The 21,576-nt window shown below is 71.2% G+C and carries 17 protein-coding genes, 1 tRNA gene and 1 pseudogene; 12 read left to right on the plus strand and 7 right to left on the minus strand.

The window, feature by feature from the left end; all coding sequences use genetic code 11:
- Positions 1–314: 314 nt before the first annotated feature.
- The 7 genes from eno (at position 315) to ACZ4D5_RS32010 (ending at position 7,579) form a co-directional block, all read left to right on the plus strand.
- Positions 315–1,601, plus strand: a complete 1,287-nt coding sequence (eno, locus tag ACZ4D5_RS31980) for a phosphopyruvate hydratase (RefSeq protein ID WP_306338692.1) — start codon at positions 315–317, stop codon at positions 1,599–1,601.
- Between the two features lie 119 nt (positions 1,602–1,720).
- On the plus strand, positions 1,721–2,200 hold the full coding sequence (locus ACZ4D5_RS31985; protein ID WP_362339517.1) for an FtsB family cell division protein: 480 nt from the start codon (positions 1,721–1,723) through the stop codon (positions 2,198–2,200).
- A 23-nt stretch (positions 2,201–2,223) separates the two neighbouring features.
- The gene (locus ACZ4D5_RS31990; protein WP_467775940.1) at positions 2,224–2,757 is read left to right on the plus strand and encodes a DUF501 domain-containing protein; all 534 of its coding nucleotides are present in this window, start codon (positions 2,224–2,226) and stop codon (positions 2,755–2,757) included.
- Entirely contained in the window at positions 2,754–3,725 is a 972-nt protein-coding gene (locus tag ACZ4D5_RS31995) for a Ppx/GppA phosphatase family protein (RefSeq protein ID WP_467775941.1), read from the plus strand. Before ACZ4D5_RS31990 ends, ACZ4D5_RS31995 begins: the two co-directional genes overlap by 4 nt.
- A gap of 166 nt (positions 3,726–3,891) precedes the next feature.
- A complete protein-coding gene (locus ACZ4D5_RS32000) occupies positions 3,892–4,242 on the plus strand; it encodes a hypothetical protein (protein WP_467775942.1) in 351 nt (116 codons plus the stop codon).
- 420 nt (positions 4,243–4,662) lie between these two features.
- Positions 4,663–6,066 carry an NAD(P)/FAD-dependent oxidoreductase gene (locus ACZ4D5_RS32005; protein ID WP_467775943.1) on the plus strand — a complete coding sequence of 468 codons (1,404 nt, stop codon included), beginning with the start codon at positions 4,663–4,665 and terminating at the stop codon, positions 6,064–6,066.
- 202 nt (positions 6,067–6,268) lie between these two features.
- Positions 6,269–7,579: a class I SAM-dependent methyltransferase gene (locus tag ACZ4D5_RS32010; RefSeq protein ID WP_467775944.1), complete on the plus strand. Its 1,311-nt coding sequence runs from the start codon at positions 6,269–6,271 to the stop codon at positions 7,577–7,579.
- 63 nt (positions 7,580–7,642) lie between these two features.
- Here the strand turns inward: ACZ4D5_RS32010 and ACZ4D5_RS32015 are convergent, their stop codons facing one another.
- Both ACZ4D5_RS32015 and ACZ4D5_RS32020 read right to left on the minus strand, forming a co-directional pair.
- The gene (locus ACZ4D5_RS32015; protein ID WP_467775945.1) at positions 7,643–10,159 is read right to left on the minus strand and encodes an ABC transporter permease; all 2,517 of its coding nucleotides are present in this window, start codon (positions 10,157–10,159) and stop codon (positions 7,643–7,645) included.
- 115 nt (positions 10,160–10,274) lie between these two features.
- Complete coding sequence (locus ACZ4D5_RS32020) at positions 10,275–11,045, minus strand: ABC transporter ATP-binding protein (protein WP_467775946.1); 771 nt, start codon at positions 11,043–11,045, stop codon at positions 10,275–10,277.
- A gap of 386 nt (positions 11,046–11,431) precedes the next feature.
- Between ACZ4D5_RS32020 and ACZ4D5_RS32025 the strand changes: the two genes are divergently transcribed.
- A tRNA-Leu gene (locus ACZ4D5_RS32025) sits at positions 11,432–11,514 on the plus strand.
- A 92-nt stretch (positions 11,515–11,606) separates the two neighbouring features.
- Here ACZ4D5_RS32025 and ACZ4D5_RS32030 read toward each other — a convergent pair.
- A complete protein-coding gene (locus tag ACZ4D5_RS32030; protein WP_467775947.1) occupies positions 11,607–13,379 on the minus strand; it encodes an IclR family transcriptional regulator domain-containing protein in 1,773 nt (590 codons plus the stop codon).
- Positions 13,380–13,513: 134 nt separating this feature from the next.
- Between ACZ4D5_RS32030 and ACZ4D5_RS32035 the strand changes: the two genes are divergently transcribed.
- From ACZ4D5_RS32035 to ACZ4D5_RS32045, 3 genes are all read left to right on the plus strand, one after another.
- Positions 13,514–14,743, plus strand: coding sequence for a 4-hydroxybenzoate 3-monooxygenase (locus tag ACZ4D5_RS32035; RefSeq protein ID WP_467775948.1), 1,230 nt, complete (start codon positions 13,514–13,516; stop codon positions 14,741–14,743).
- A gap of 21 nt (positions 14,744–14,764) precedes the next feature.
- Complete coding sequence (locus tag ACZ4D5_RS32040) at positions 14,765–16,114, plus strand: MFS transporter (protein ID WP_467775949.1); 1,350 nt, start codon at positions 14,765–14,767, stop codon at positions 16,112–16,114.
- Positions 16,115–16,180: 66 nt separating this feature from the next.
- A complete protein-coding gene (locus tag ACZ4D5_RS32045; RefSeq protein ID WP_467775950.1) occupies positions 16,181–17,116 on the plus strand; it encodes a Bax inhibitor-1/YccA family protein in 936 nt (311 codons plus the stop codon).
- A gap of 130 nt (positions 17,117–17,246) precedes the next feature.
- Here ACZ4D5_RS32045 and ACZ4D5_RS32050 read toward each other — a convergent pair whose 3' ends face one another.
- Positions 17,247–17,477 (minus strand): DUF4287 domain-containing protein, encoded by a 231-nt coding sequence (locus ACZ4D5_RS32050; RefSeq protein ID WP_356262997.1) that lies wholly within the window; start codon positions 17,475–17,477, stop codon positions 17,247–17,249.
- 102 nt (positions 17,478–17,579) lie between these two features.
- Between ACZ4D5_RS32050 and ACZ4D5_RS32055 the strand changes: the two genes are divergently transcribed.
- Positions 17,580–17,891 carry a hypothetical protein gene (locus ACZ4D5_RS32055; protein ID WP_467775951.1) on the plus strand — a complete coding sequence of 104 codons (312 nt, stop codon included), beginning with the start codon at positions 17,580–17,582 and terminating at the stop codon, positions 17,889–17,891.
- A gap of 63 nt (positions 17,892–17,954) precedes the next feature.
- On the opposite strand, the gene ACZ4D5_RS32060 is transcribed toward ACZ4D5_RS32055, so the two are convergent.
- From ACZ4D5_RS32060 to ACZ4D5_RS32070, 3 genes and pseudogenes are all read right to left on the minus strand, one after another.
- The gene (locus ACZ4D5_RS32060; protein ID WP_467775952.1) at positions 17,955–18,803 is read right to left on the minus strand and encodes a hypothetical protein; all 849 of its coding nucleotides are present in this window, start codon (positions 18,801–18,803) and stop codon (positions 17,955–17,957) included.
- 261 nt (positions 18,804–19,064) lie between these two features.
- Positions 19,065–20,285 (minus strand): acetyl-CoA C-acetyltransferase, encoded by a 1,221-nt coding sequence (locus ACZ4D5_RS32065; RefSeq protein WP_467775953.1) that lies wholly within the window; start codon positions 20,283–20,285, stop codon positions 19,065–19,067.
- Between the two features lie 270 nt (positions 20,286–20,555).
- Positions 20,556–21,560 (minus strand): annotated as a pseudogene (locus tag ACZ4D5_RS32070) (SGNH/GDSL hydrolase family protein); the annotation flags it as partial.
- Positions 21,561–21,576: the final 16 nt, after the last annotated feature.

Consider the following 21,576-nt stretch of genomic DNA (forward strand, 5'->3'; position numbering starts at 1 on the left):
TCGGCGGACGCACGGCCGGCCCCCGTCCCCACGGGCTCCCGGCCCCGGTGCGCGTATCCCCCGTACGCACCGGGGCCGGGCCATGTCCGCCGCCGGCGAACCGGAGCCCGCGGTCCGCGCGGCCCGGCCCCGTGTTCGCCCCTAGCGAGCTACCGGCCAGTAGAAACACGGGCTTCCGTCCCGTTTCCCGGGTATTTGGGCCCTTGGCCGTCCCACGGGACGGGCGGTCGGCTGGCCGAAGCTCCGGAGCCCGTTAGGCTCAGGAGACGCAGGGCCGAAGCGGCCCGCGTAAAAGCGTCACATCCCAGAAGGAGATGCTCGTGCCGTCCATCGACGTCGTCGTAGCCCGGGAAATCCTGGACTCCCGAGGCAACCCCACGGTCGAGGTCGAGGTCGGCCTCGACGACGGCAGCACGGGTCGTGCCGCCGTTCCGTCGGGTGCCTCCACCGGTGCCTTCGAGGCCATCGAGCTTCGCGACGGTGACCCGAACCGTTACCAGGGCAAGGGTGTCGAGAAGGCCGTCCTCGCCGTCATCGAGCAGATCGGCCCGGAGCTCGTCGGCTACGACGCCACCGAGCAGCGCCTGATCGACCAGGCCATGTTCGACCTGGACGCCACCGACAACAAGGGCTCGCTCGGCGCCAACGCCATCCTCGGCGTCTCGCTCGCAGTCGCGCACGCCGCCTCCGAGGCCAGCGACCTGCCGCTGTTCCGCTACCTCGGCGGCCCGAACGCGCACCTGCTGCCCGTCCCGATGATGAACATCCTCAACGGTGGGTCGCACGCCGACTCCAACGTCGACATCCAGGAGTTCATGATCGCCCCGATCGGCGCGGAGTCCTTCTCCGAGGCCCTGCGCTGGGGCACCGAGGTCTACCACACCCTCAAGAAGGTCCTGAAGGACAAGGGCCTGTCGACCGGCCTCGGCGACGAGGGCGGCTTCGCCCCGAACCTGGACTCCAACCGCGCCGCGCTCGACCTCATCCTCGAGGCCATCAAGCAGGCCGGTTACGTCCCCGGCGAGCAGATCGCGCTCGCCCTCGACGTCGCCGCGTCCGAGTTCTACAAGGACGGCAAGTACCAGTTCGAGGGCAAGGAGCGCTCGGCCGCCGAGATGACCGAGTACTACGAGGAGCTCGTCGCCTCGTACCCGCTCGTCTCCATCGAGGACCCGCTGTTCGAGGACGACTGGGCCGGCTGGAACGTCATCACCGAGAAGCTCGGCGACAAGGTGCAGCTGGTCGGCGACGACCTGTTCGTCACCAACCCGGAGCGCCTGGCCCGCGGCATCGAGGAGAACTCGGCCAACGCCCTGCTCGTCAAGGTCAACCAGATCGGTTCGCTGACCGAGACCCTGGACGCCGTCGAGATGGCCCAGCGCAACGGCTTCAAGTGCATGATGTCCCACCGCTCCGGCGAGACCGAGGACGTCACCATCGCCGACCTGGCCGTCGCCACCAACTGCGGCCAGATCAAGACCGGCGCCCCGGCCCGCTCCGAGCGCGTCGCGAAGTACAACCAGCTCCTGCGCATCGAGGAGATCCTCGACGACGCCGCGGTCTACGCCGGCCGCAGCGCCTTCCCGCGCTTCAAGGGCTGATCACGCACGAAGCCCGGTCGTGACGCCGGGTTACCTACGTCCCCGCACGCGGTCCCGTACCGTGTGCGGGGACGTAGGTACGTTGAGGCACTGTCGCGCTGCACTGGGGAGGCGGAACCATGGCCAAGGCCGGGACCAAGGACCGGTTCTCCACGGCGACCCGCCTCAAGCTGCTCGGCGAGCAGACCGCCGAGCGGGTCTACCGCTCCCAGACCAAGCGCCAGGCCCGCCGCTCCCGGCTCACCGGCCGCGCCGCGCTCCTCGCGCTCGTGCTCTGCTCGCTCGTCGTCGCGCTCGCGTACCCGATAAGGCAGTACGTCTCGCAGCGCGCCGAGATCGACGACCTGCGCCGGCAGAAGGCCGAGCGCCAGGAGGACGTCGAGAAGCTGCGCGACGAGAAGGCCCGCTGGCAGGACGACGCGTACGCGGAGCAGCGCATCCGGGACCGGCTGCACTACGTGATGCCGGGCGAGACCGGATTCACGGTGATCGACCCCGCGGCGGCGAAGAGCCGGCGCACGGACCAGGGGGCGGCCACACGCCCTTGGTACTCGAACGTCTGGGACGGCGTCGACAAGGCCGACCGCCCCGACGACTGACCCACGGACATGGAAAGACAGGCATGGAAACGCCCCCGCCGAGCACCCCGCGCACCGAGCCCACCGACGCCGACGTCGAGGCCTTCAAGCAGCAGCTCGGCCGCCCGCCGCGCGGCCTGCGGGCCATCGCGCACCGCTGCCCCTGCGGACAGCCCGACGTCGTCGAGACGGCGCCGCGCCTCCCGGACGGGACGCCCTTCCCGACGACGTACTACCTGACGTGCCCGAGGGCGGCCTCCGCGATCGGCACCCTCGAGGCCAACGGCGTCATGAAGGAGATGTCGGAGCGCCTCAAGACGGACCCCGAGCTGGCCGCCGCCTACCGCAGGGCCCACGAGGACTACATCGCGCGCCGCGACGAGATCGAGGTCCTGGAGGGCTTTCCGAGCGCGGGCGGCATGCCGGACCGCGTGAAGTGCCTGCACGTCCTGGTCGGCCACTCGCTGGCCGCGGGCCCCGGCGTGAACCCGCTGGGCGACGAGGCCATCGCGATGCTGCCCGAGTGGTGGGCCAAGGGCGCGTGCGTCACGCCGTGCGCCACCGAGGGCGCCGAGTGACCCGCGTCGCCGCCGTCGACTGCGGCACGAACTCGATCCGCCTCCTCGTGGCGGACGCGGACCCGCTCACCGGTGAACTGGTCGACCTGGACCGGCGGATGACGGTCGTGCGGCTCGGCCAGGGCGTGGACGAGACGGGCCGCTTCGCCCAGGAGGCGCTGGACCGCACCTTCGCCGCCTGCCGCGAGTACGCCGCCGTCATCAAGGAGCACGGCGCCCAGAAGATCCGCTTCGTGGCGACCTCCGCGTCCCGCGACGTGGAGAACCGCGACGACTTCGTCCGCGGCGTCCTGGACATCCTGGGCGTCGAGCCTGAGGTCATCTCCGGCGACCAGGAGGCGGAGTTCTCCTTCACGGGCGCGACCAAGGAGCTGACCGGCCGCGACGACCTGGCCAAGCCGTATCTGGTCGTGGACATCGGCGGCGGCTCCACCGAGTTCGTGGTCGGCACGGACCACGCGCGGGCGGCCCGCTCGGTCGACGTCGGCTGTGTCCGCATGACCGAGCGCCACCTCGTACGCGACGGGGCCGTCACCGATCCGCCGACGCAGGAGCAGCTCGACGCGGTCCGCGCCGACATCGAGGCCGCGCTCGACCTGGCCGAGGAGACGGTGCCGCTCAAGGAGGCCGGTACGCTCGTCGGCCTCGCGGGGTCGGTGACCACCATCGCCGCGATCGCGCTGGGCCTGGAGAGCTACGACTGGCAGGCCATCCACCACTCCCGCATCCCGTACGAGCAGGTCGGCGAGATCGTGAACCGCCTCGCGCACGCCACGCACGACGAGCGCGCCGCGATCCCGGTGATGCACCCGGGCCGCGTCGACGTCATCGCGGCGGGCGGCCTCGTGCTGCTCGCGATCATGGAGCGCATCGGCGCCCGCGAGGTCGTCGTGAGCGAGCACGACATCCTGGACGGTATCGCCTTCACAGTGGCAGGAGAGGTCGAGGCGGGTAAGCGAGGGATCTGACCTGCGGCTAAGCGGCCCCGATACGTTCTTTGAACGTGTCGGGGCCGTCGTCTGTACCGGGGGAAACCACTTTCAGGCGTACGGGTGGCTCCGGTGCGGGCATAGTCGGTGGGACCGCGGCTGCGGCGGAGTGGCCGCGCGGCGCAGACGGTGCTCCGGGGGAACCATGGAAGTGACGGTTGGGACGCACGTCTACACGGTGCCGCTGTGGTGGGCGGTGGTGGTCTGGCTTGCCGTGTCCACCGTGCTCCTTGTGCGGGAAGTGACGAAGAAGATCCAAGAAGGACGCCGCCGTCAGCAGCGTTCGTCCGAGTCCGCGACGGACTTCTTCCGGCAGTGTGGCGCCGTCCCCAGAACGACCCCACCGTTCCGTCATCCGAACGTGAGCCCTGGCGGCGCCGGTGGCGCTTCTCCCGCACCGCCGCCGCGGGGAGAAGGCATCCCCTGGCGCCTGCGGCTCTCGGTGGCCGCGGAGATCGCCGGAATCCTCGGACTGTTCGTCGCCCTTCTCAAGTAGGGCCAAGCTGCCTCGGAGACCAGGAACACCAACGGTGGTGGGAGGGCGTTCGACGGCACCCGGCGCCCTCTCCACGACACGGCGTCGGAAAACTTCGTGAAGTTCTTCACAAGGAATTCGGCCCTGATGGGCGAGGTTCGGGGCCCTTTGGCCCCCGAAAGGGGGGTCCTGGGGCTCCCGGCCGTGTGACCGGGATGCTTCAGGGGTGTGGCCGGAGTGTGTCGCGGTCCAGTGGTCCACTCCCCGCGGGGCCCCGGAGCGGCAGCTCACAAGGGGTGAGCAACGACTCGCGTTACACCGTGGTTCCCGTGCGACGCCATGACCTCCGTCACGTGGGCGGCGAAGTGTAGCAGAGCCCCTCTCCATCCTTGTGAAGGGGCGCACGAGCGACCCCCGGCGGGCAGGTGGATACTCGATGGCATGAGCACCACGGAGCGTCCCAGGATCCTCGTAGTAGGCGGTGGGTACGTAGGCCTGTACGCAGCTCGGCGCATCCTCAAGAAGATGCGCTACGGCGAGGCGACCGTCACGGTCGTCGACCCCCGGTCGTACATGACTTACCAGCCCTTCCTCCCCGAAGCCGCCGCCGGCAGCATCTCGCCTCGGCACGTCGTCGTCCCGCTGCGACGCGTTCTGCCGAAGGCCGAGGTTCTCACCGGCCGGGTCACCACCATCGACCAGGACCGCAAGGTCGCCACGATCGCCCCCCTCGTGGGCGAGGCGTACGAGCTGCCTTTCGACTACCTCGTCATCGCGATGGGCGCGGTCTCCCGCACCTTCCCGATCCCCGGCCTCGCCGAGCAGGGCATCGGCATGAAGGGCATCGAGGAGGCCATCGGCCTGCGCAACCACGTCCTCGAGCAGCTCGACAAGGCTGACTCCACGACGGACGAGGAGGTCCGCCGCAAGGCGCTGACCTTCGTCTTCGTCGGCGGTGGCTTCGCGGGTGCGGAGACCATCGGCGAGGTCGAGGACATGGCCCGCGACGCGGCCAAGTACTACAACAACGTGAAGCGCGAGGACATGCGCTTCGTGCTCGTCGACGCCGCGGACAAGATCCTCCCCGAGGTCGGTCCCAAGCTCGGCCAGTACGGCAAGGAGCACCTGGAGAGCCGCGGGGTCGAGGTCTACCTCTCGACGTCGATGGACTCCTGCGTCGACGGCCACGTGGTCCTCAAGAACGGCCTCGAGGTCGACTCCAACACGATCGTGTGGACCGCGGGCGTCAAGCCGAACCCGGCGCTGTCCCGCTTCGGTCTGCCGCTCGGCCCGCGCGGCCACGTCGACACCCAGACGACCCTCCAGGTCCAGGGCACCGACTACATCTGGGCCGCGGGCGACAACGCCCAGGTGCCGGACCTCGTCGGCCGCAAGGCCGGCAACGAGAACGCCTGGTGCCCGCCGAACGCCCAGCACGCGCTGCGTCAGGCGAAGGTCCTCGGCGACAACGTGATCTCCGGCATGCGGGGCTTCCCGCAGAAGGAGTACAGCCACGCCAACAAGGGTGCGGTCGCCGGTCTCGGCCTGCACAAGGGCGTCGCGATGATCGTCATGGGCAAGATGAAGATCAAGCTCAAGGGCCGTCTCGCCTGGTACATGCACCGCGCGTACCACGGCATGGCGATGCCGACGTTCAACCGCAAGATCCGCGTCTTCGCGGACTGGACGCTCGGCATGTTCCTCAAGCGCGAGGTCGTCTCCCTGGGCGCCCTCGAAGCCCCGCGCGAGGAGTTCTACGAGGCCGCCAAGCCGGCCCCGAAGCCGCCGGTCGCCGCCGAGCCGTCGCCCGCGGTGAAGGCCGAGGAGAAGGCCAAGGCCTCCTGACCTCGCGTCACTGATCCACCCCGAAGGGGGCTGCCCGCCATCCGTGGTGCGGGCGGCCCCCTTCGGCGTACCCGGAAGCAAGTAGATGCCCCCAGCATCTATTTTGCCGATCCGTGACGCGGCAACGGGACTGCGCGTGCGGTTCTTTGGTGTTTACGTGGTGTTGGACCGTTCCGGGATGTGTGTCACGGAGGTGTGCGCCATGCAGGACGCCGCACAGCGGCTGAAGAACCTTGCCGAGCAGCTCATGGGAGCCCCGCTGCCGGTACGTATCCGGGCCTGGGACCGGTCGGAGGCGGGGCCGCCGGGTGCGCCCGTCCTCGTGGTGCGCAACCGCCGCGCGCTGCGCCATCTCCTGTGGAAGCCGGGCGAACTGGGCCTGGCGCGCGCCTGGGTGGCCGGAGACCTGGACGTCGACGGCGATCTCTACGAGGTCCTCGACAGGATGGCGGAGTTCATCTGGGAGCGGGGCCCGCGGCAGGAGGGGGACGGCAGGAACCTGCGGGACGCGCTGCGCGACCCTGAGGTCCGCGCCGCCGCCCGCTCGCTGTTCGCCCTCTCCGCGCCCTTCCTGCCGCCGTCCCCGCCGCCGGAGGAGATGCGCAGACGCGGCCGACTGCACCTGCACACCAAGGGCAGCGACCGGCAGGCCATCAGCCACCACTACGACGTCGGCAACGACTTCTACGAGCTGGTGCTCGGCCCCTCGATGGTCTACTCGTGCGCGTACTGGGAGTCGCCCGAAGGCACCCTGGAGAACGCCCAGCGCGACAAGCTCGAACTCATCTCCCGCAAGCTCGGCCTGCGGCCCGGCATGCGCCTGCTCGACGTCGGCTGCGGCTGGGGCTCGATGGCGATCCACGCGGCGCGCGAGCACGGTGTGAGCGTCGTCGGCGTCACCCTCTCCCAGGAGCAGGCCGCCTACGCCAGGAAGCGGATCGCCGAGGAGGGCCTCACGGACCGGATCGAGATCCGCGTCCAGGACTACCGCGACGTACGCGACGGGCCGTACGACGCCATCAGCTCCATCGGCATGGCCGAACACGTCGGCTCCAAGCGCTACTTGGAGTACGCGATGGACCTGTACGCCCTCCTCAAGCCTGGCGGCCGGCTGCTCAACCACCAGATCGCGCGGCGCCCGCAGGAGGACGAATCGGCGTACACGGTCGACGAGTTCATCGACGCGTACGTCTTCCCCGACGGCGAGCTCGCGCCCGTGGGGACCACCGTCGGGCTCCTGGAGCGCGCCGGGTTCGAGGTGCGCGACCTGGAGTCGATACGGGAGCACTACGCCCTCACACTGCGCCGCTGGGTCGCGAACCTGGAGGCGAACTGGGCCGAGGGCCAGCGGCTCACCTCGCCCGGCCGCGCCCGCGTCTGGCGGCTCTACATGGCCGCCTCCGCGCTGGCCTTCGAACGCAACCGGATCGGCGTCAACCAGGTCCTGGCGGTGAAGACCCCGCAGAGCGGCGGGTCGGGGATGCCGCTGCGGGCCAGGGAGTGGACCTCGTAGCCGGCCGCGTACGCGAGAAGGGGCCCTGGACGGATCACCGTCCAGGGCCCCTGCCGCGTACCGCTACTCGGCCTTGATCGCCTGCAGCGGGTTCAGCCGCGCGGCGCTCCGCGCGGGCCAGACCGCCGCCAGGACGCCGACCAGGGCCGCGATGCCCAGGAAGATCACGATCCGGCCGACCGGGATCTCCATGGCGTACGTGGAGACCGAGTCGGCGATGGAGCCGCCCGCGATCCAGCCCATGAAGAGGCCGAGGCCGATGCCGAGCACCGCGCCGAACAGCGAGATGATCACCGCTTCGAGGCGCACCATCTGCTTGACCTTCGCGCGGTCCAGGCCGATCGCCCGCAACATGCCGATCTCGTGCTTCCGCTCGAAGACCGACATCGCCAGGGTGTTGATGACGCCGAGCACCGCGATCAGGATGGCCATCGCCAGGAGGCCGTACAGCATGTTCAGCAGCATGTTGATGGCGCCGCCGACCTGGTTGCTGATCGCGTCCTTGTCCTGGATGGTGATCGCCGGGTTGTCGCCGAGGGCCTTGACGATGGAGTCCTCGGCGTTGTCGGACGCGCCGTCCTTCATCTTCACCAGGACCTGCTTGTCGACGACCTTGTCGAGGTGCGGGTCGACGGTGGAGGTGGCGGCGAAGACGCCGCTGAGCATCTCGTTGCCCTCGTAGACGCCGCCGACCTTCAGCTCGACCGTCTTGTTGTCGTCGTCGAACTTCACCGGGATGGTGTCGCCCGTCTTCAGGCCCTTGTCCTTGGCCATGTCACGGTCGATGAGGACCGAGTCGCCGCCCAGGCCCTCGATCGAGCCGCTGTCGAAGTCGAGGCCGATCAGCTTGTCGATGGCCTTGGGGTCGACGCCGTTGATGGTGGTGTACGAACCGTCCGCCTCGCCGTAGGCGCTGCGCATCGGGCTGCTCGCCTCGACGCCGGGGAGCGCGGCGAGCTTCTCGCGGACCTCGGGGGCCAGCGGCTGGAAGTTCGCCATGGAGACCGCGTAGTCGGCCTTCAGGGAGCCCGCGGCCATCTTGTTGATGGCGGTGCTCATGGACGTCGCGACGACCGTCATCGCCGTGATGAGGGTCAGGCCGATCATCAGGGCCGCGGCGGTGGAGGCGGTACGGCGCGGGTTGCGCACCGAGTTGAGGCGGGACAGCTTGCCGGTGACGCCGAACGGCTTCAGGAGCGGGGCCGAGGCGGCGATGAACGGGCGGGACAGGAGCGGCGTGAGGACGATGACGCCGACGAGCACGACGCCCGCGCCGCCGGACTTCACGTAGTTGTCCTCCATGAAGAGCATGAGCACGCCGAGGGCGACGATGATCGAGCCGATGGTGTTGCGCACGATCAGGCCGCGCGTGGTCGGCGTCGCGTGCACGCTGTTCATCGCGGCGACCGGGGGGATCCGCGCGGCACGGCGGCCCGGCAGCCAGGCGGCCAGCATGGTCACGACCACGCCGATCAGGAGCGCGACCACGATGGTCGTCGGGGCGATGACCAGCGGTCCGTCGGGCAGCGAGGCACCGGCGGAGTTCATCAGGGACTCCAGGCCCACGGCCACGCCGATGCCGAGCGCGAAGCCCGTGACGGCGGCGACCAGGCCGACGAGGAACGCCTCGATGAGCACGGAGCGCGTCACCTGGCGGCGCGAGGCGCCCACGGCCCGCATGAGCGCGAGCTCCTTGGTGCGCTGGGCGACCAGCATGGTGAAGGTGTTGGCGATGATGAAGATGCCGACGAAGAGCGCGATGCCGGCGAAGATCAGCAGGACCTGGCTCATCGAGCTGGTCTGCTGTTCGATCATGTCGTCCTGCTGGGTCTTGAGCTCCCCGCCCGTGATCGTCGAGGAGTCCTTGGGCAGGATCTTCTCGACCGAGCTCTTCAGCGCCGCCTCGGAGGTGCCCGGGGCCGCCTTCACGTCGATCTCGTCGTACTGCGTCTTGTTCAGCGCCTTGAACGCGGTCTTGTTGTCCAGGACCACCAGGCTGCCGCCCGCGACGACATTGCCGTCCGAGGTGCCGAAGATGCCGCTGACCTTGGCTTCCTTCACCGGTCCGTCGGTGGAGTAGCGGACGGTGTCGCCGACCTTGTAGCCGGTGCGCTCGGCGGTGCGCGAGTCCAGGCCGATCTCGCCCGCGGACTTCGGGGCGGCGCCCTCGGTGAAGTCGTAGCGCGGGTCCTTGCCGTCCTTGCCGGGGTAGTAGTTGGCGCCGGTGGTGCCCCACTCGCCGCCCACCAGCTTGCCGTCCTTGTCGGCGAGCGCGGTGAAGCCGGAGACGGAGCCGATGGCGGAGTCGGCGCCGGGCAGCTCCCGGGTCTTCTTCAGAAGGGAGTCGGTGAGCCGGGGCTGCTGCTTGGCCTCGTCACCGTCGCCGGAGCCGCCGTCGGAGAGGACGGCGACGGAGACGTGGTCGTAGCTCTTCGCCGACTTGTTCTTGTAGGCGTTGCCGAAGGTGTCGGTGAAGACCAGGGTGCCGGAGACGAACGCGACGCCGAGCATGACGGCGAGCACGGTCATCAACAGCCTGGCCTTGTGCGCGAGCACGTTGCGCAGGGCGGTACGGAACATGGTTTCTGTCCTGGGGAGAGAGGGCCTGGGGGCGTGCCCCGTCAGGGGCGCGGGGAACTGCGCGACCAGCCACGACGGGCCCGCGGAAGGAGAACCCGCGGACGTCGCACGGTGCTCAGCTGGTCCGCCCCTTGGCGTCGAAGTGCTTCATCCGGTCGAGCACGCCGTCCGCCGTGGGCCGGTGCATCTCGTCCACGATCCGCCCGTCCGCCAGGAAGATCACGCGGTCCGCGTACGACGCGGCCACCGGGTCGTGGGTGACCATCACGACGGTCTGCCCGAGGTCCCGCACGGAGTTGCGCAGGAAGCCGAGGACCTCGGCGCCGGAGCGCGAGTCGAGGTTTCCGGTGGGCTCGTCACCGAAGATGATCTCCGGCTGCGAGGCCAGGGCGCGGGCCACGGCCACGCGCTGCTGCTGGCCGCCGGAGAGCTCGGTGGGCCGGTGGCTGAGCCGCCCCGAGAGGCCGACCATCTCGATGACCTGCTCGAGCCACTGCTTGTTCGGCTTGCGGCCCGCGATGTCCATCGGCAGCGTGATGTTCTCAAGTGCCGTCAGGGTCGGCAGCAGGTTGAACGCCTGGAAGATGAAGCCGATCTTGTCCCGGCGGAGCTTGGTGAGCTGCTTGTCCTTGAGCGTGGACAGCTCGGTCTCGCCGATCCGCACGGATCCCGAGCTGAAGCTGTCCAGGCCCGCGACGCAGTGCATCAGCGTCGACTTGCCGGAGCCCGAGGGGCCCATGATCGCGGTGAACTCGCCCTGCCCGAAGTCGACGGAGACGCGGTCCAGGGCGACCACCTGGGTCTCGCCCTGTCCGTACACCTTGGAGAGATCCGTGGCACGCGCGGCCACGGCGGTGGCGCGGGCGGCGAAGGGGGTGGTGGTCACGGGACGGTGCTCCTGTCGGGACGACGAGTGGGGACGTACTCCATCGTCCTGGCCGATCCGTGCCCTGGAGTCAGCCGCTGTTCCGGTTCCGGGGGCCCTCTCGAGTCGGACCCGGGGGCGGGTTGTCATACCTGGGGATGACGTCCGCCCCTGAGAGGGGAGGGCCGGGGACGGGAACGTACGGGCGGCTAAATTCCGTCATTCCGTACGGAGACCCTCACGACCGGACCGGAGGGGGGAAAGGCCTCCGGCAAGTACCGATGGACCGTACCTGCGGCTGATGCACCCTCAGACGTCAATAAAATAAGACAACATCGGGAAGTCCTTCCGCTGTTCGGGGGATGCCTCCCGATAGGGTCGAATCCTCGACGCGGAGCCCATGGCCTGCCCGGATGGTGGAATGCAGACACGGCGAGCTTAAACCTCGCTGCCCCTCGGGGGCGTGCCGGTTCGAGTCCGGCTCCGGGCACCTCCGTTGCTCCTCCGCCGCTGTTTCGTACGCGGCCCCTTCCCTTTTCTGATGGTTCGTCAGATGGCCCCCCGGGGCGCGGTGTTGTCGCGTCAGTGCATGTGTACGTGGTTGAAGCGGGCCGCGGTGTGCAGGTCGGCCTCGATCGCCGCCGCCGTCGCGCGCAGCTCGGGGAGCAGGGCGTCGCGGGTGTGGGCCAGGGGTGCGGTGCCCGCGTGCCGCGCGACGTTCAGGGCGGCGACCACCCGGCCCGCCGCGTCCCTGACCGGCACGGCGACCGAGCGCAGGCCCTCCTCCAGCTCCTGGTCGGCGGTGGCGTGGCCGTCGGCGGCGGCCCGGTCGAGGAGGCGGGCCAGCTCGCCGGGGTCGGTCACCGTGCGCGGAGTGAGGGCGCGCGGCGGGTGCGACGCCAGCCTGCGGGCGCGCTCCGCCGGGGGGAGTCCGGCGAGCAGGACCCGGCCCATGGCGGTGGCGTACGCGGGGAAGCGGGTGCCGACCGTGATGTGGACGCTCATGACGCGGACCGTCGCCGCCCGCGCGACGTACAGGATGTCCGCCCCGTCCAGGACCGTGACCGACGCCGACTGGTGGACGCGGTCGGTCAGTTCGCGCAGGTGCGGCTCGGCGAGCTCGGCGAAGGTGAGGCGGGACAGGGCGGCGTGGCCCAGTTCCAGGATGCGGGGGAGCGGGCGGTAGAGGCGGCCGTCGTGCGCCGCGTACCCCTGCAGGACCAGGGTGTGCAGGCAGCGCCGCGCGGTGGCCCTCGGCAGGCCCGTGGCCGCGGCGATCTCCGTGAGCGGCAGCCCGTCCCCGCGCGCCCCGCCCAGCGCGCGCAGCACGGCGAGGCCGCGCGCGAGGGACTGCAGGAACTCGGGGCCCAGCTCGGCCTTGGCGGCGGTGGGGTCGGCGGGAGTGCTGGGGCTGGTGGGGTTGCTGGGGCAAGCCGAGTCGGTCGGGTCAGTGGGACCAGTGGGACCAGAAGGGGAGGCGAGTACGGGGCGGCCTGGGGGCGAGGGCTGCCCCGGCCCGGGCTCGGCCCGCCCCGGTTCGTCCGGCCCGGGCTCGGCCCGCCCGTCAAGATCCTCCAAGTGCTTCGCCTCGGCGCGCAGCCGGGGCAGCATCGCCTCCGCCAGCTCGTCCGCCGAGTGCCTGCTCGTGTGGCTCACCACCGACAGGGCGTAGCGCACGCGCCCCGCGGTGTCGTGCACCGGGACCGCCACCGCGACCAGGCCCGGCTCGATCAGCTGGTCGTCCAGGGCCCGGCCCGTCTCGCGCGCGTGGGCGACGCGGGCCGCGAGGTCCGGGGTGTCCTCGGGCGCGGGCCCCGGCGGCAGCGCGGGAAAGGCGTCCTCTGCGGGCCCCGCGGCCACGCGCGCACGCCATGAGGCCCACTGCCCCTCGTCCCACGCGGCGGCGAACAGGGCGCCCGGCGCGCACCGCTCGGGCGGCAGCAGGTCCCCGATGCGGAAGGCCACCGACATGGCGCGGCGCCGCGCGGCCTGCGTCACGAAGCGGACGCCGTCGCCGTCGGGCACGGAGAGGGACACCGACTCGTCGAGCTCGTCGGCGAGCCGTGCGGTGCGCGCCGCCACCTCGCCGGTCAGGCCGCTGGCCGCGAGGTAGGCGTTGCCGAGCTCCATCAGGCGCGGCGAGAGGCGGAGCTCCTGGCCGCGCACGCGTACGTAGCCGAGCCGGACCAGGGTCGCCACGACCCGGTCGACCGTGGAGCGGGCCAGGCCCGTGGCGCGCGCCAGGTCGCCGGCGCGGGCCCCGTCCTCGCGCGTGAGCGCGCGCAGGACGGCGAGGCCGCGCTCAAGGGGACGTACGCCCTGTTCGGACTCCGCCTGTCCGGACTCTGCTGGCACGGCGCCGCTCCTCGTCTCGTGGAATCGGATGCCGCACGACCGTTGACAGCGCACAGGCCCGGCCGGAGACTCCCGTCAGCACATTATGAACAAAAGTTCACCAGGCGAACAAGGCCGAGCCGAAGGGGCGATCGATGCGCACCACCGTCGGGATCATCGGGGCAGGACCGGCAGGGCTGCTCCTCGCCCGCCTCCTGCACAACGCCGGCGTCGAATCCGTCGTCCTGGAGAGCCGCGACCGCGCCTACGTGGAGCGGCGCCAGCGCGCGGGGATCCTGGAGCAGGGCACCGCCGACGTGCTGCGCGAGGCAGGCGCGGGCGCCCGCATGGACCGCGAGGGCCTCCCGCACGACGGCATCGAGCTGCGCTTCGACCGCCGCAGGCACCGCGTCGACTTCCCCGCGCTGACCGGCGGCCGCTCGGTGACGGTCTACGCCCAGACCGAGGTCTGCAAGGACCTCATCGCCCTCCGGCTCGCCGACGGCGGCCCGCTGCTCTTCGGGGCCGAGGCGCTGGCCGTGGAGGGCGCCGCGTCCGAGAACCCTCGCGTCCGCTTCCGCCGCGAAGGCGTCGAGGACGTCCTCGAATGCGACTACGTGGTGGGCTGCGACGGCTTCTGGGGCGTGGCCCGCAAGGCGGTGCCCCAGGCGCTCGCGCGGACCTTCGAGCGCACGTACCCCTTCGGCTGGCTCGGCATCCTCGCCGACGTGCCGCCCTCGCACGACGAGCTGGTCTACGCCCGCCACGACCGCGGCTTCGCCCTGCTCTCCATGAGGCCCGCCCGTCTCCCGCCACCGCCCCTCCAAGGAAGTCGCTCCGCTCCCTTGCTCCCTGCCGTCACGCGCGCCTACCTCCAGGTCCCGGACGGCACGGACGCCGACGACTGGAGCGAGCAGGAGATCTGGGACGAGCTGGACCGCCGCCTGGAGACCGACGACCCGGCGTGGGCACTGCGGCGCGGGCCCGTCACCGCCAAGTCCGTCACGCCCATGCGCAGCTACGTCCACGAGCCCATGCGGCACGGCCGGCTCTTCCTCGCGGGCGACGCCGCGCACATCGTCCCGCCGACCGGCGCGAAGGGCCTCAACCTCGCGGTCGGCGACGTCGTCACCTTCGCCCGCGCGCTGGTCCTGCTCCGCGACAAGGGCGACGCGAGCCTCCTCGACGCGTACTCCGAGACCTGTCTGCGCCGCGTCTGGCAGGCCGAGCGCTTCAGCTACGCGATGACGACGATGCTCCACCGCGCCCCCGACGCCACCCCCTTCGACGACCGCATCCAGCGCGCCCGGCTCGACCGGATCACCACCGCGCGCTCCGCCGAGGCCGACCTCGCGGAGGCCTACACCGGATTTCCCCTCGACTAGCGCGACTGGAAGGACAAGCCCGTGACCCCTCCGCGAAGCTTCGGGGACGTCGCCCCGGTCATCGCCCTGTGCTGGCTCGTCGTCTTCTTCGACGGCATGGACGTCAACATCTACGGCGCCGTGCTGCCGCACCTCATCGACGACGACGGCCTCGGCTTCACCGCCTCGACCGCGGGCACCGTCGGCTCCTGGACCACCTTCGGCATGCTCGTCGGCGCGCTCGGCTGCGGCACCCTCACCGACTGGGCCGGGCGCAGGCCGATGGTGACGGGCAGCGTCGTCCTCTTCTCGCTGGGCTCCGCGCTGTGCGCGCTCGCGCCGAGCGCCGCCGTCTTCGGCGCGGGACGCTTCGTCTCCGGGCTCGGGCTCGGCGGCCTGATGCCGATCGGGCTCGCGATCGTCGCCGAGTTCGCGCCGCCGCGCAGGGCCGCGCTCGCCACCGGGCTGATGATGACCTCGTACCACGCGGGCGGCATGGCGGCGACGGGCCTCGGGCTCGCGCTCGGCCCCGACCACGGCTGGCGCGTCGTCTTCTGGTTCGGCGTGATCCCCGCGGTGATCGCCGTCCCGCTGGTCCTGAAGTGGCTGCCCGAGTCGCCCGGCGTGCTGCTCGCCAAGGGGCGTACGGAGGCGGCCGATGCCGTCGCCGCCCGCTACCGGCTGCCCGCCCCGACGCCCGCCGAGGCGCCCGAGGCCGGCGCGAAGGGCCGCTTCTCCGCCGTCGCCTCGCTCTTCGGCCCCGGCCGGCGGCTCGCGACGCCGCTGATGTGGACCGCCTCCTTCGCCGGACTGCTCCTCGTCTACGGCGTCTCGACCTGGCTCCCCGAGCTGATGCGGGCCTCCGGCTACTCCCTCTCCTCCTCCGTCACCTTCCTGATGGTGATCAACGCGGGCGGCATCGTCGGCATGCTCGTCGCGGGCCGGACGGCGGACCGCTTCGGCGCGGTCAAGGTCTCCGCGGTCTGGTTCCTGCTCACCGCGTGCGGCGCCTTCCTGCTCAAGGCCCAGCTGCCGCTCGGCGTCGCCTACGCCATCGTCTTCGTCACCGGCATCTGGCTCTTCTCCGCGCAGGTCATGGTGTACGCGGCCGCCCCTTCCGTCTACACGCCCGCCCAGCGCGCCACGGGGCTCGGCTGGGTCACCGGCGTCGGACGCACCGGCGCGGTCGTCGGGCCGTGGCTCGGCGGGGCGGTCGTGGCGGGCGGGAACGCCTCGCTCGGCTTCACCACGTTCGCGGTGGCCGCGGTCCTCGGGGCCCTCGCCATCTCGCTGGTGCCACTCGCGCGGCGGAACGGTTCCGATCCGGGAACAGTGCGGGCGGTCCCGGGCGTTCTCCGTCACAGTGAGGGAAAGATCCTCCCCAAGCACTAGGCTCATCCCTTTGCCTACGCATTACTCTTGAACCAAAGCCACGCACGGTGGCCATGGAGGAGTGAAATGAGGAGCAGTAACCCGGTCTTCTCGCGACGGGGGTTCAGCCGCGACAACGGCTTCGCCGGCTTCGGCCAGCAGCCGCAGGCCGGGGGACCCGCAGGCGGCGCGACCCAGACCCAGCAGGGCAACCCGTACGCGCAGGGCAATCCGTACGCCGGCGGCCAGCAGGCCCCCGCGGGCAACCCCTACGCCACCAACCCGTACGCCCAGCAGGACGTGCAGCACGGCGCCCCCCAGGCGCCCGTCACCACCGCCGGCCGCATGACGATGGACGACGTCGTCATGCGCACCGCCACCACGCTCGGCACGCTCGTGGTCACGGCCGCGCTCGCCTGGGCGCTGCTGCCGGTGGACGACGCCAACATCAGCAAGTCGTACGGCATCGCGATCGGCGCCGGCCTCGTCGCGATGGTGCTCGGCCTCGTGCAGTCGTTCAAGCGCAAGGCCTCGCCCGCGCTGATCATCCTGTACGCCGCTCTTGAGGGTGTCTTCCTCGGCGTCGTCTCCAGCGTCGTCGACAACCGCATCGCGAGCGGCGCGGCCATGCAGGCCGTGCTCGGCACGATGGCGGTCTTCATCGGCGTCCTCGTGGCGTACAAGGCGGGCTGGATCCGCGTCAACCGTCGCTTCTACGGCTTCGTGATGGCCGCGGCGATGGGCTTCCTGCTGCTGACCGCCGTGAACCTGCTGTTCATGGTCTTCGGCGGCGGCGACGGCCTGGGCTTCCGCAGCGGCGGCCTCGGCATCGTCTTCGGCATCGTGGGCATCCTGCTCGGAGCGTGCTTCCTGGCCCTCGACTTCAAGCAGGTCGAGGACGGCATCGCGTACGGCGCCCCGAAGGAAGAGGCCTGGCTCGCGGCGTTCGGTCTGACGATGACGCTCGTCTGGATCTACCTCGAGTTTCTGCGCCTGATCGCGATTTTCTCGGGCAACGACTGAGACGGACGCTGAGGCCGGGGCGCCGCACAGGCGCCCCGGCCCACCGAAGGGCCCGTGGACCGATTCCGGTCCACGGGCCCTTCGCCGTGTGGTGTGAGGGAACTGATGAGGGTCGTTCGGGGGAACGTGGTCAGAGGAGCTTGCGGGCGGCCCGCCGTAGGTCGTACTCGTGGATGATCGCCTTCGCGTGGCCGTACGCGAGGTTGTGTTCTGCGCGGAGCCAGCTGACCTTCTCCTCGAAGCGGAAGAGAGAGGGGCCTTCGTCCACGGCGCGGAGCCAGTCGGAGACTTCACGACCGGTGCAGTGGGGGATTCGGGCGAGCAGGTTGCGGTGGGTCTCCTCGGAGAAGACTTGGGACATCGGCGCCTCCGGACGCGTCGCGATGTGTTCCGTCCTTCACGCCACCGTGCCTGAGCGTTGGGGCGTTGGCAACAGTCCGGGAAAGGCGCATAAGGTCGCGGGGTGCTCGATACGACGCCTTTGACGGCCGCAGTGGACCATTTCGCCGACCGCCTGCGGGCCGCGCCGCAGAGCCGGCTCCAGCGCGGCGCCGCGGCCGAAGCGCTGGCGCTGGCCAGGGAGTTGGCGGTGCGGGCCCAGCGCATTGAGGCGCCGGATGCGGCGCCGCGGGAGATGCCGGACGCGGGGATGTTCGCCGCGGCCGATCAGATCACCGTCGCGGGGCGGGATCTGGCTCTCGTCCTCGATGATCCCGCGGGGCTCGCGGAGGCGCTGGAGCTTGTGGCCGAGGCGCAGAAGAGGGCTGGGGTGTAGGGGCGTTCGGCGTCTGCGGGGCGAGTGTGGCTCGTCGCGCAGTTCCCCGCGCCCCTTACGGGGCTACACCGACGCGATGACCCGGTCCGCCAGGATGTAGATGTTCTCCGCGCCGCACTCGAAGGTCAGGGCGTACGCGCCCGAGATGCCGGAGCCGCCGAGCAGGAACGGGGTCTGGCCCTCGCGCAGGGCGGTGGCGAGGAGTTCCGCGGTCTCGCGGTGGCCGGGCGTCATGCACAGCGTCGTGCCGTCCGCGAAGACGTACACGTCCAGGGTGCCCAGCGGGCCGGGGCGGACGTCGGCGAGGGCGGTGCGGGCGACGGCCAGCTCCTCCAGGCACGCCACGGTGCGCTCGTGGTCGCCGTGCGCCTCGGAGGCCGGCGCCTGCACCGGCACGAAGTCCGGGTGCGAGGGGTGGCGGCGGCGGGCGGCGGCCAACTCCGGGGAGTCTCCGGCGAATTCGTCGGTGGCCGCAGGGTCGGCGAAGGGCTCGATCACCGGCTCCAGGCTGTCCGACTCGATGCCCGCGAAGTCGGCCTGGCGCGGCAGGAACAGCTCGTCGGCGATGCCCTCGGCGATGCCGGGCAGCCCCGAGAGGAGCGAGGGCCCTTCCGAGCCGTCGCGGGCCTCCTGGGCGGCCCAGAAGGCGCGGGCCTCGGCCAGCTCCCGCTCCCGCTCCTCGGCGAGCGCCTCGGCCACGGCCGCGCGTATCTCGTCGGTGTCCACAGTGGTGCGGGCACCGGGCACCGTGGGGTGCGCGGCGCCGGCGGCACGGCTGTCGGCCAGCTCGGTGCGCAGGGCTGTGATCTCAGCGAGCTGCTTCCGCAGGCCGTGCACTGCGTGCAGGGCGGCGGCGCCCACGGCCGTGGCAGCGGCCGTGGAGAGCAGCAGGGCAAGAGGCAAGGCGCTCACTGACGTACTCCCGGTTTCAAGTCGACCCCCGACTTCCTACATCAGCTTGAAGCCTGCACGATCCGCCTGTCAGTGCATTACGTCACGAATTGGACAGGTCTTTGGACCCGGGGTTTATCCACAGACGTGCTCTGAGCTGGGCATATGTATCTCCCCCAGGAGATAGGTCACATCCTGGGGGAGATTGGGTCACGAACAGATTCAGAGACTGAGCGTCAGTTCCGGGAACTGTGTGTCAGCGATGAACCCGGCCGGAATCCACTAGCTGAGGCGCTCGATGACCATCGCCATGCCCTGGCCGCCGCCCACGCACATCGTCTCCAGACCGAACTGCTTGTCGTGGAACTGGAGGGAGTTGATGAGCGTGCCGGTGATGCGGGCGCCGGTCATGCCGAAGGGGTGGCCGACCGCGATGGCGCCGCCGTTGACGTTGAGCTTGTCGATGTCGATGCCCAGGTCGCGGTAGCTCGGGATCACCTGGGCGGCGAACGCCTCGTTGATCTCGACCAGGTCGATGTCGTCGATGGTGAGCCCGGCGCGCCGGAGCGCCTGCTTGCTCGCCTCGACCGGGCCGAGGCCCATGATCTCGGGGGAGAGGCCGGTGACGCCGGTGGAGACGATGCGGGCGAGCGGGGTCAGGCCGAGCTCGCGGGCCTTGGTGTCGCTCATGATCACGAGGGCGGCGGCGCCGTCGTTCAGCGGGCAGCAGTTGCCCGCGGTGACCAGGCCGTCGGGGCGGAAGACGGGCTTCAGGCCCTGTACGCCCTCCATGGTGACGCCGGCGCGCGGCCCGTCGTCCTTGCTGACGACCGTCCCGTCCGGGGTGGTGACCGGGGTGATCTCGCGCTCCCAGAAGCCGTTCTTGATGGCTTCCTCGGCGAGGTTCTGCGAGCGGACGCCGAACTCGTCCATGTCCTGGCGCGTGACGCCCTTGGCGCGGGCGAGGTTCTCCGCGGTCTGCCCCATCGCGATGTACGCGTCCGGGATCAGGCCGTCCTCGCGCGGGTCGTGCCAGGTGGAGCCCTCGGACTCGGCGACGGCCTTGGTGCGGGCCTCGGCGTCGGCGAAGAGCGGGTTGTGGGTGTCCGGGAGGCCGTCGCTGGTGCCCTTCACGCTCCGGGACACCATCTCGACGCCCGCCGAGATGAAGACGTCGCCCTCGCCCGCCTTGATGGCGTGCAGGGCCATGCGGGAGGTCTGCAGCGAGGAGGAGCAGTAGCGGGTGATGGTGCACCCCGGGAGGTGGTCCATGCCCATCTGCACGGCCACGATGCGGCCGAGGTTGTGCCCCTGCTCGCCGCCGGGCAGACCGCAGCCCAGCATCAGGTCGTCGATGTCCTTGGGGTCGAGCCCGGGGACCTTGGCGAGGGCGGCCTCGATGATCGTGGCGGTCAGGTCGTCGGGGCGCAGGTCCTTCAGCGAACCCTTGAAGGCGCGGCCGATGGGGGTGCGGGCAGCGGAAACGATCACGGCTTCGGGCATCGCGTGCTCCAAGGGGGAGAGGGCAGGGCTCCCTGGGAAGTTACCCGCACGTATTGGTGTGGGTCATCGGGTGGGAGGTGTGACGCGGGACGCATTTCTAAGCGGGCGCTCAGGCCGCTGGGTCCTGGGCGCAGGGGTGCGGACTCTGTCTGCGGGTGGGTGGGGTTGCTCGCGCAGTTCCCCGCGCCCCTGACAGGGGCGCGGGGAACAGGGCGCCCAACCACACAAGGACCCGCGGCAAAAAAGCAACCCGTGTAACGCGAAGTTGCGCAAAGGCGAGCGGGGCGGGGTCTGGATCCGGCGCCGGCGGCGCCGCTTGAGCAGGGCCCAGGGCCCCCGCGGCCCCGTCGGCATCGCGGCGGTGACCTCCGTACCGCCCTCCGAGGCGGCCTGGGCGGCGGCCCGGGCCACCGGCAGGAAGCCCTCGCGCCGGGAGACGTCCGGGCGCTCCTCCTCCGGCCACAGCCCCAGCGCGGCGCACAGCGTCGGCAGCACCGCCATCGCCGCGGTCGCGTACCCCTCCGCGGAGGGGTGGTAGTTGTCGGGGCCGAAGAGCTCCCGGGGGTTCGCCGCGAACTCGGGGCCAAGCAGGTCGCCGAGGGAGACCGTGCGCCCGCCCTGCTCGACCACGCCGATCGTCTGCGCCGCGGCCAGCTGCCGCGAGACCCGGCGGGCCAGCCAACGCAGCGGCTGGTAGACGTTCTCGACCGTGCCGAGGTCGGGGCACGTGCCGACGACCACCTCCGCGCCCACGGTCCGCAGCCGCCGCACCGCCGCCGACAGGTACCGCACCGAGCGCGTCGGCGGCATCCGGTGCGTCACGTCGTTCGCGCCGATCATCAGCACGCACACGTCCGGTACCCAGGTCGGGTCCGAGAGGATCAGCGTGACCTGCCGGTCCAGGTCGTCCGACTGGGCGCCCGGCAGCGCCACGTTCCGCAGGTCGACGGGGCGCTCGGCGACCGCGGCGAGCCCGGAGGCGAGCAGCGCCGCCGGGGTCTGCCTGGCCCGGTGCACGCCCTGTCCCGCGGCCGTGGAGTCCCCGAGCATCGCGAACCGCACCGGTTCGAAGGAGGAGGGGCGGTCCGCGAAGGCGCGGCCGTAGCGGCCGTCGGCCCGTGGTGGATCCCCGTGCGCCCCGCCGCCCACGTTGCGCTTCGCCAGCTGCACCTCGGCGAGCACCAGGCCCACCGTGGCGGCCCCGATCAGCCCGATGCCTCCGCCGCCGTACGCCGCGCCCGCGGCGATCCGCCGTGCCACCCTCGCCCTCGACATGCCCCGCAGCCACCTC

It is taken from the genome of Streptomyces sp. NPDC025651, assembly GCF_055558735.1.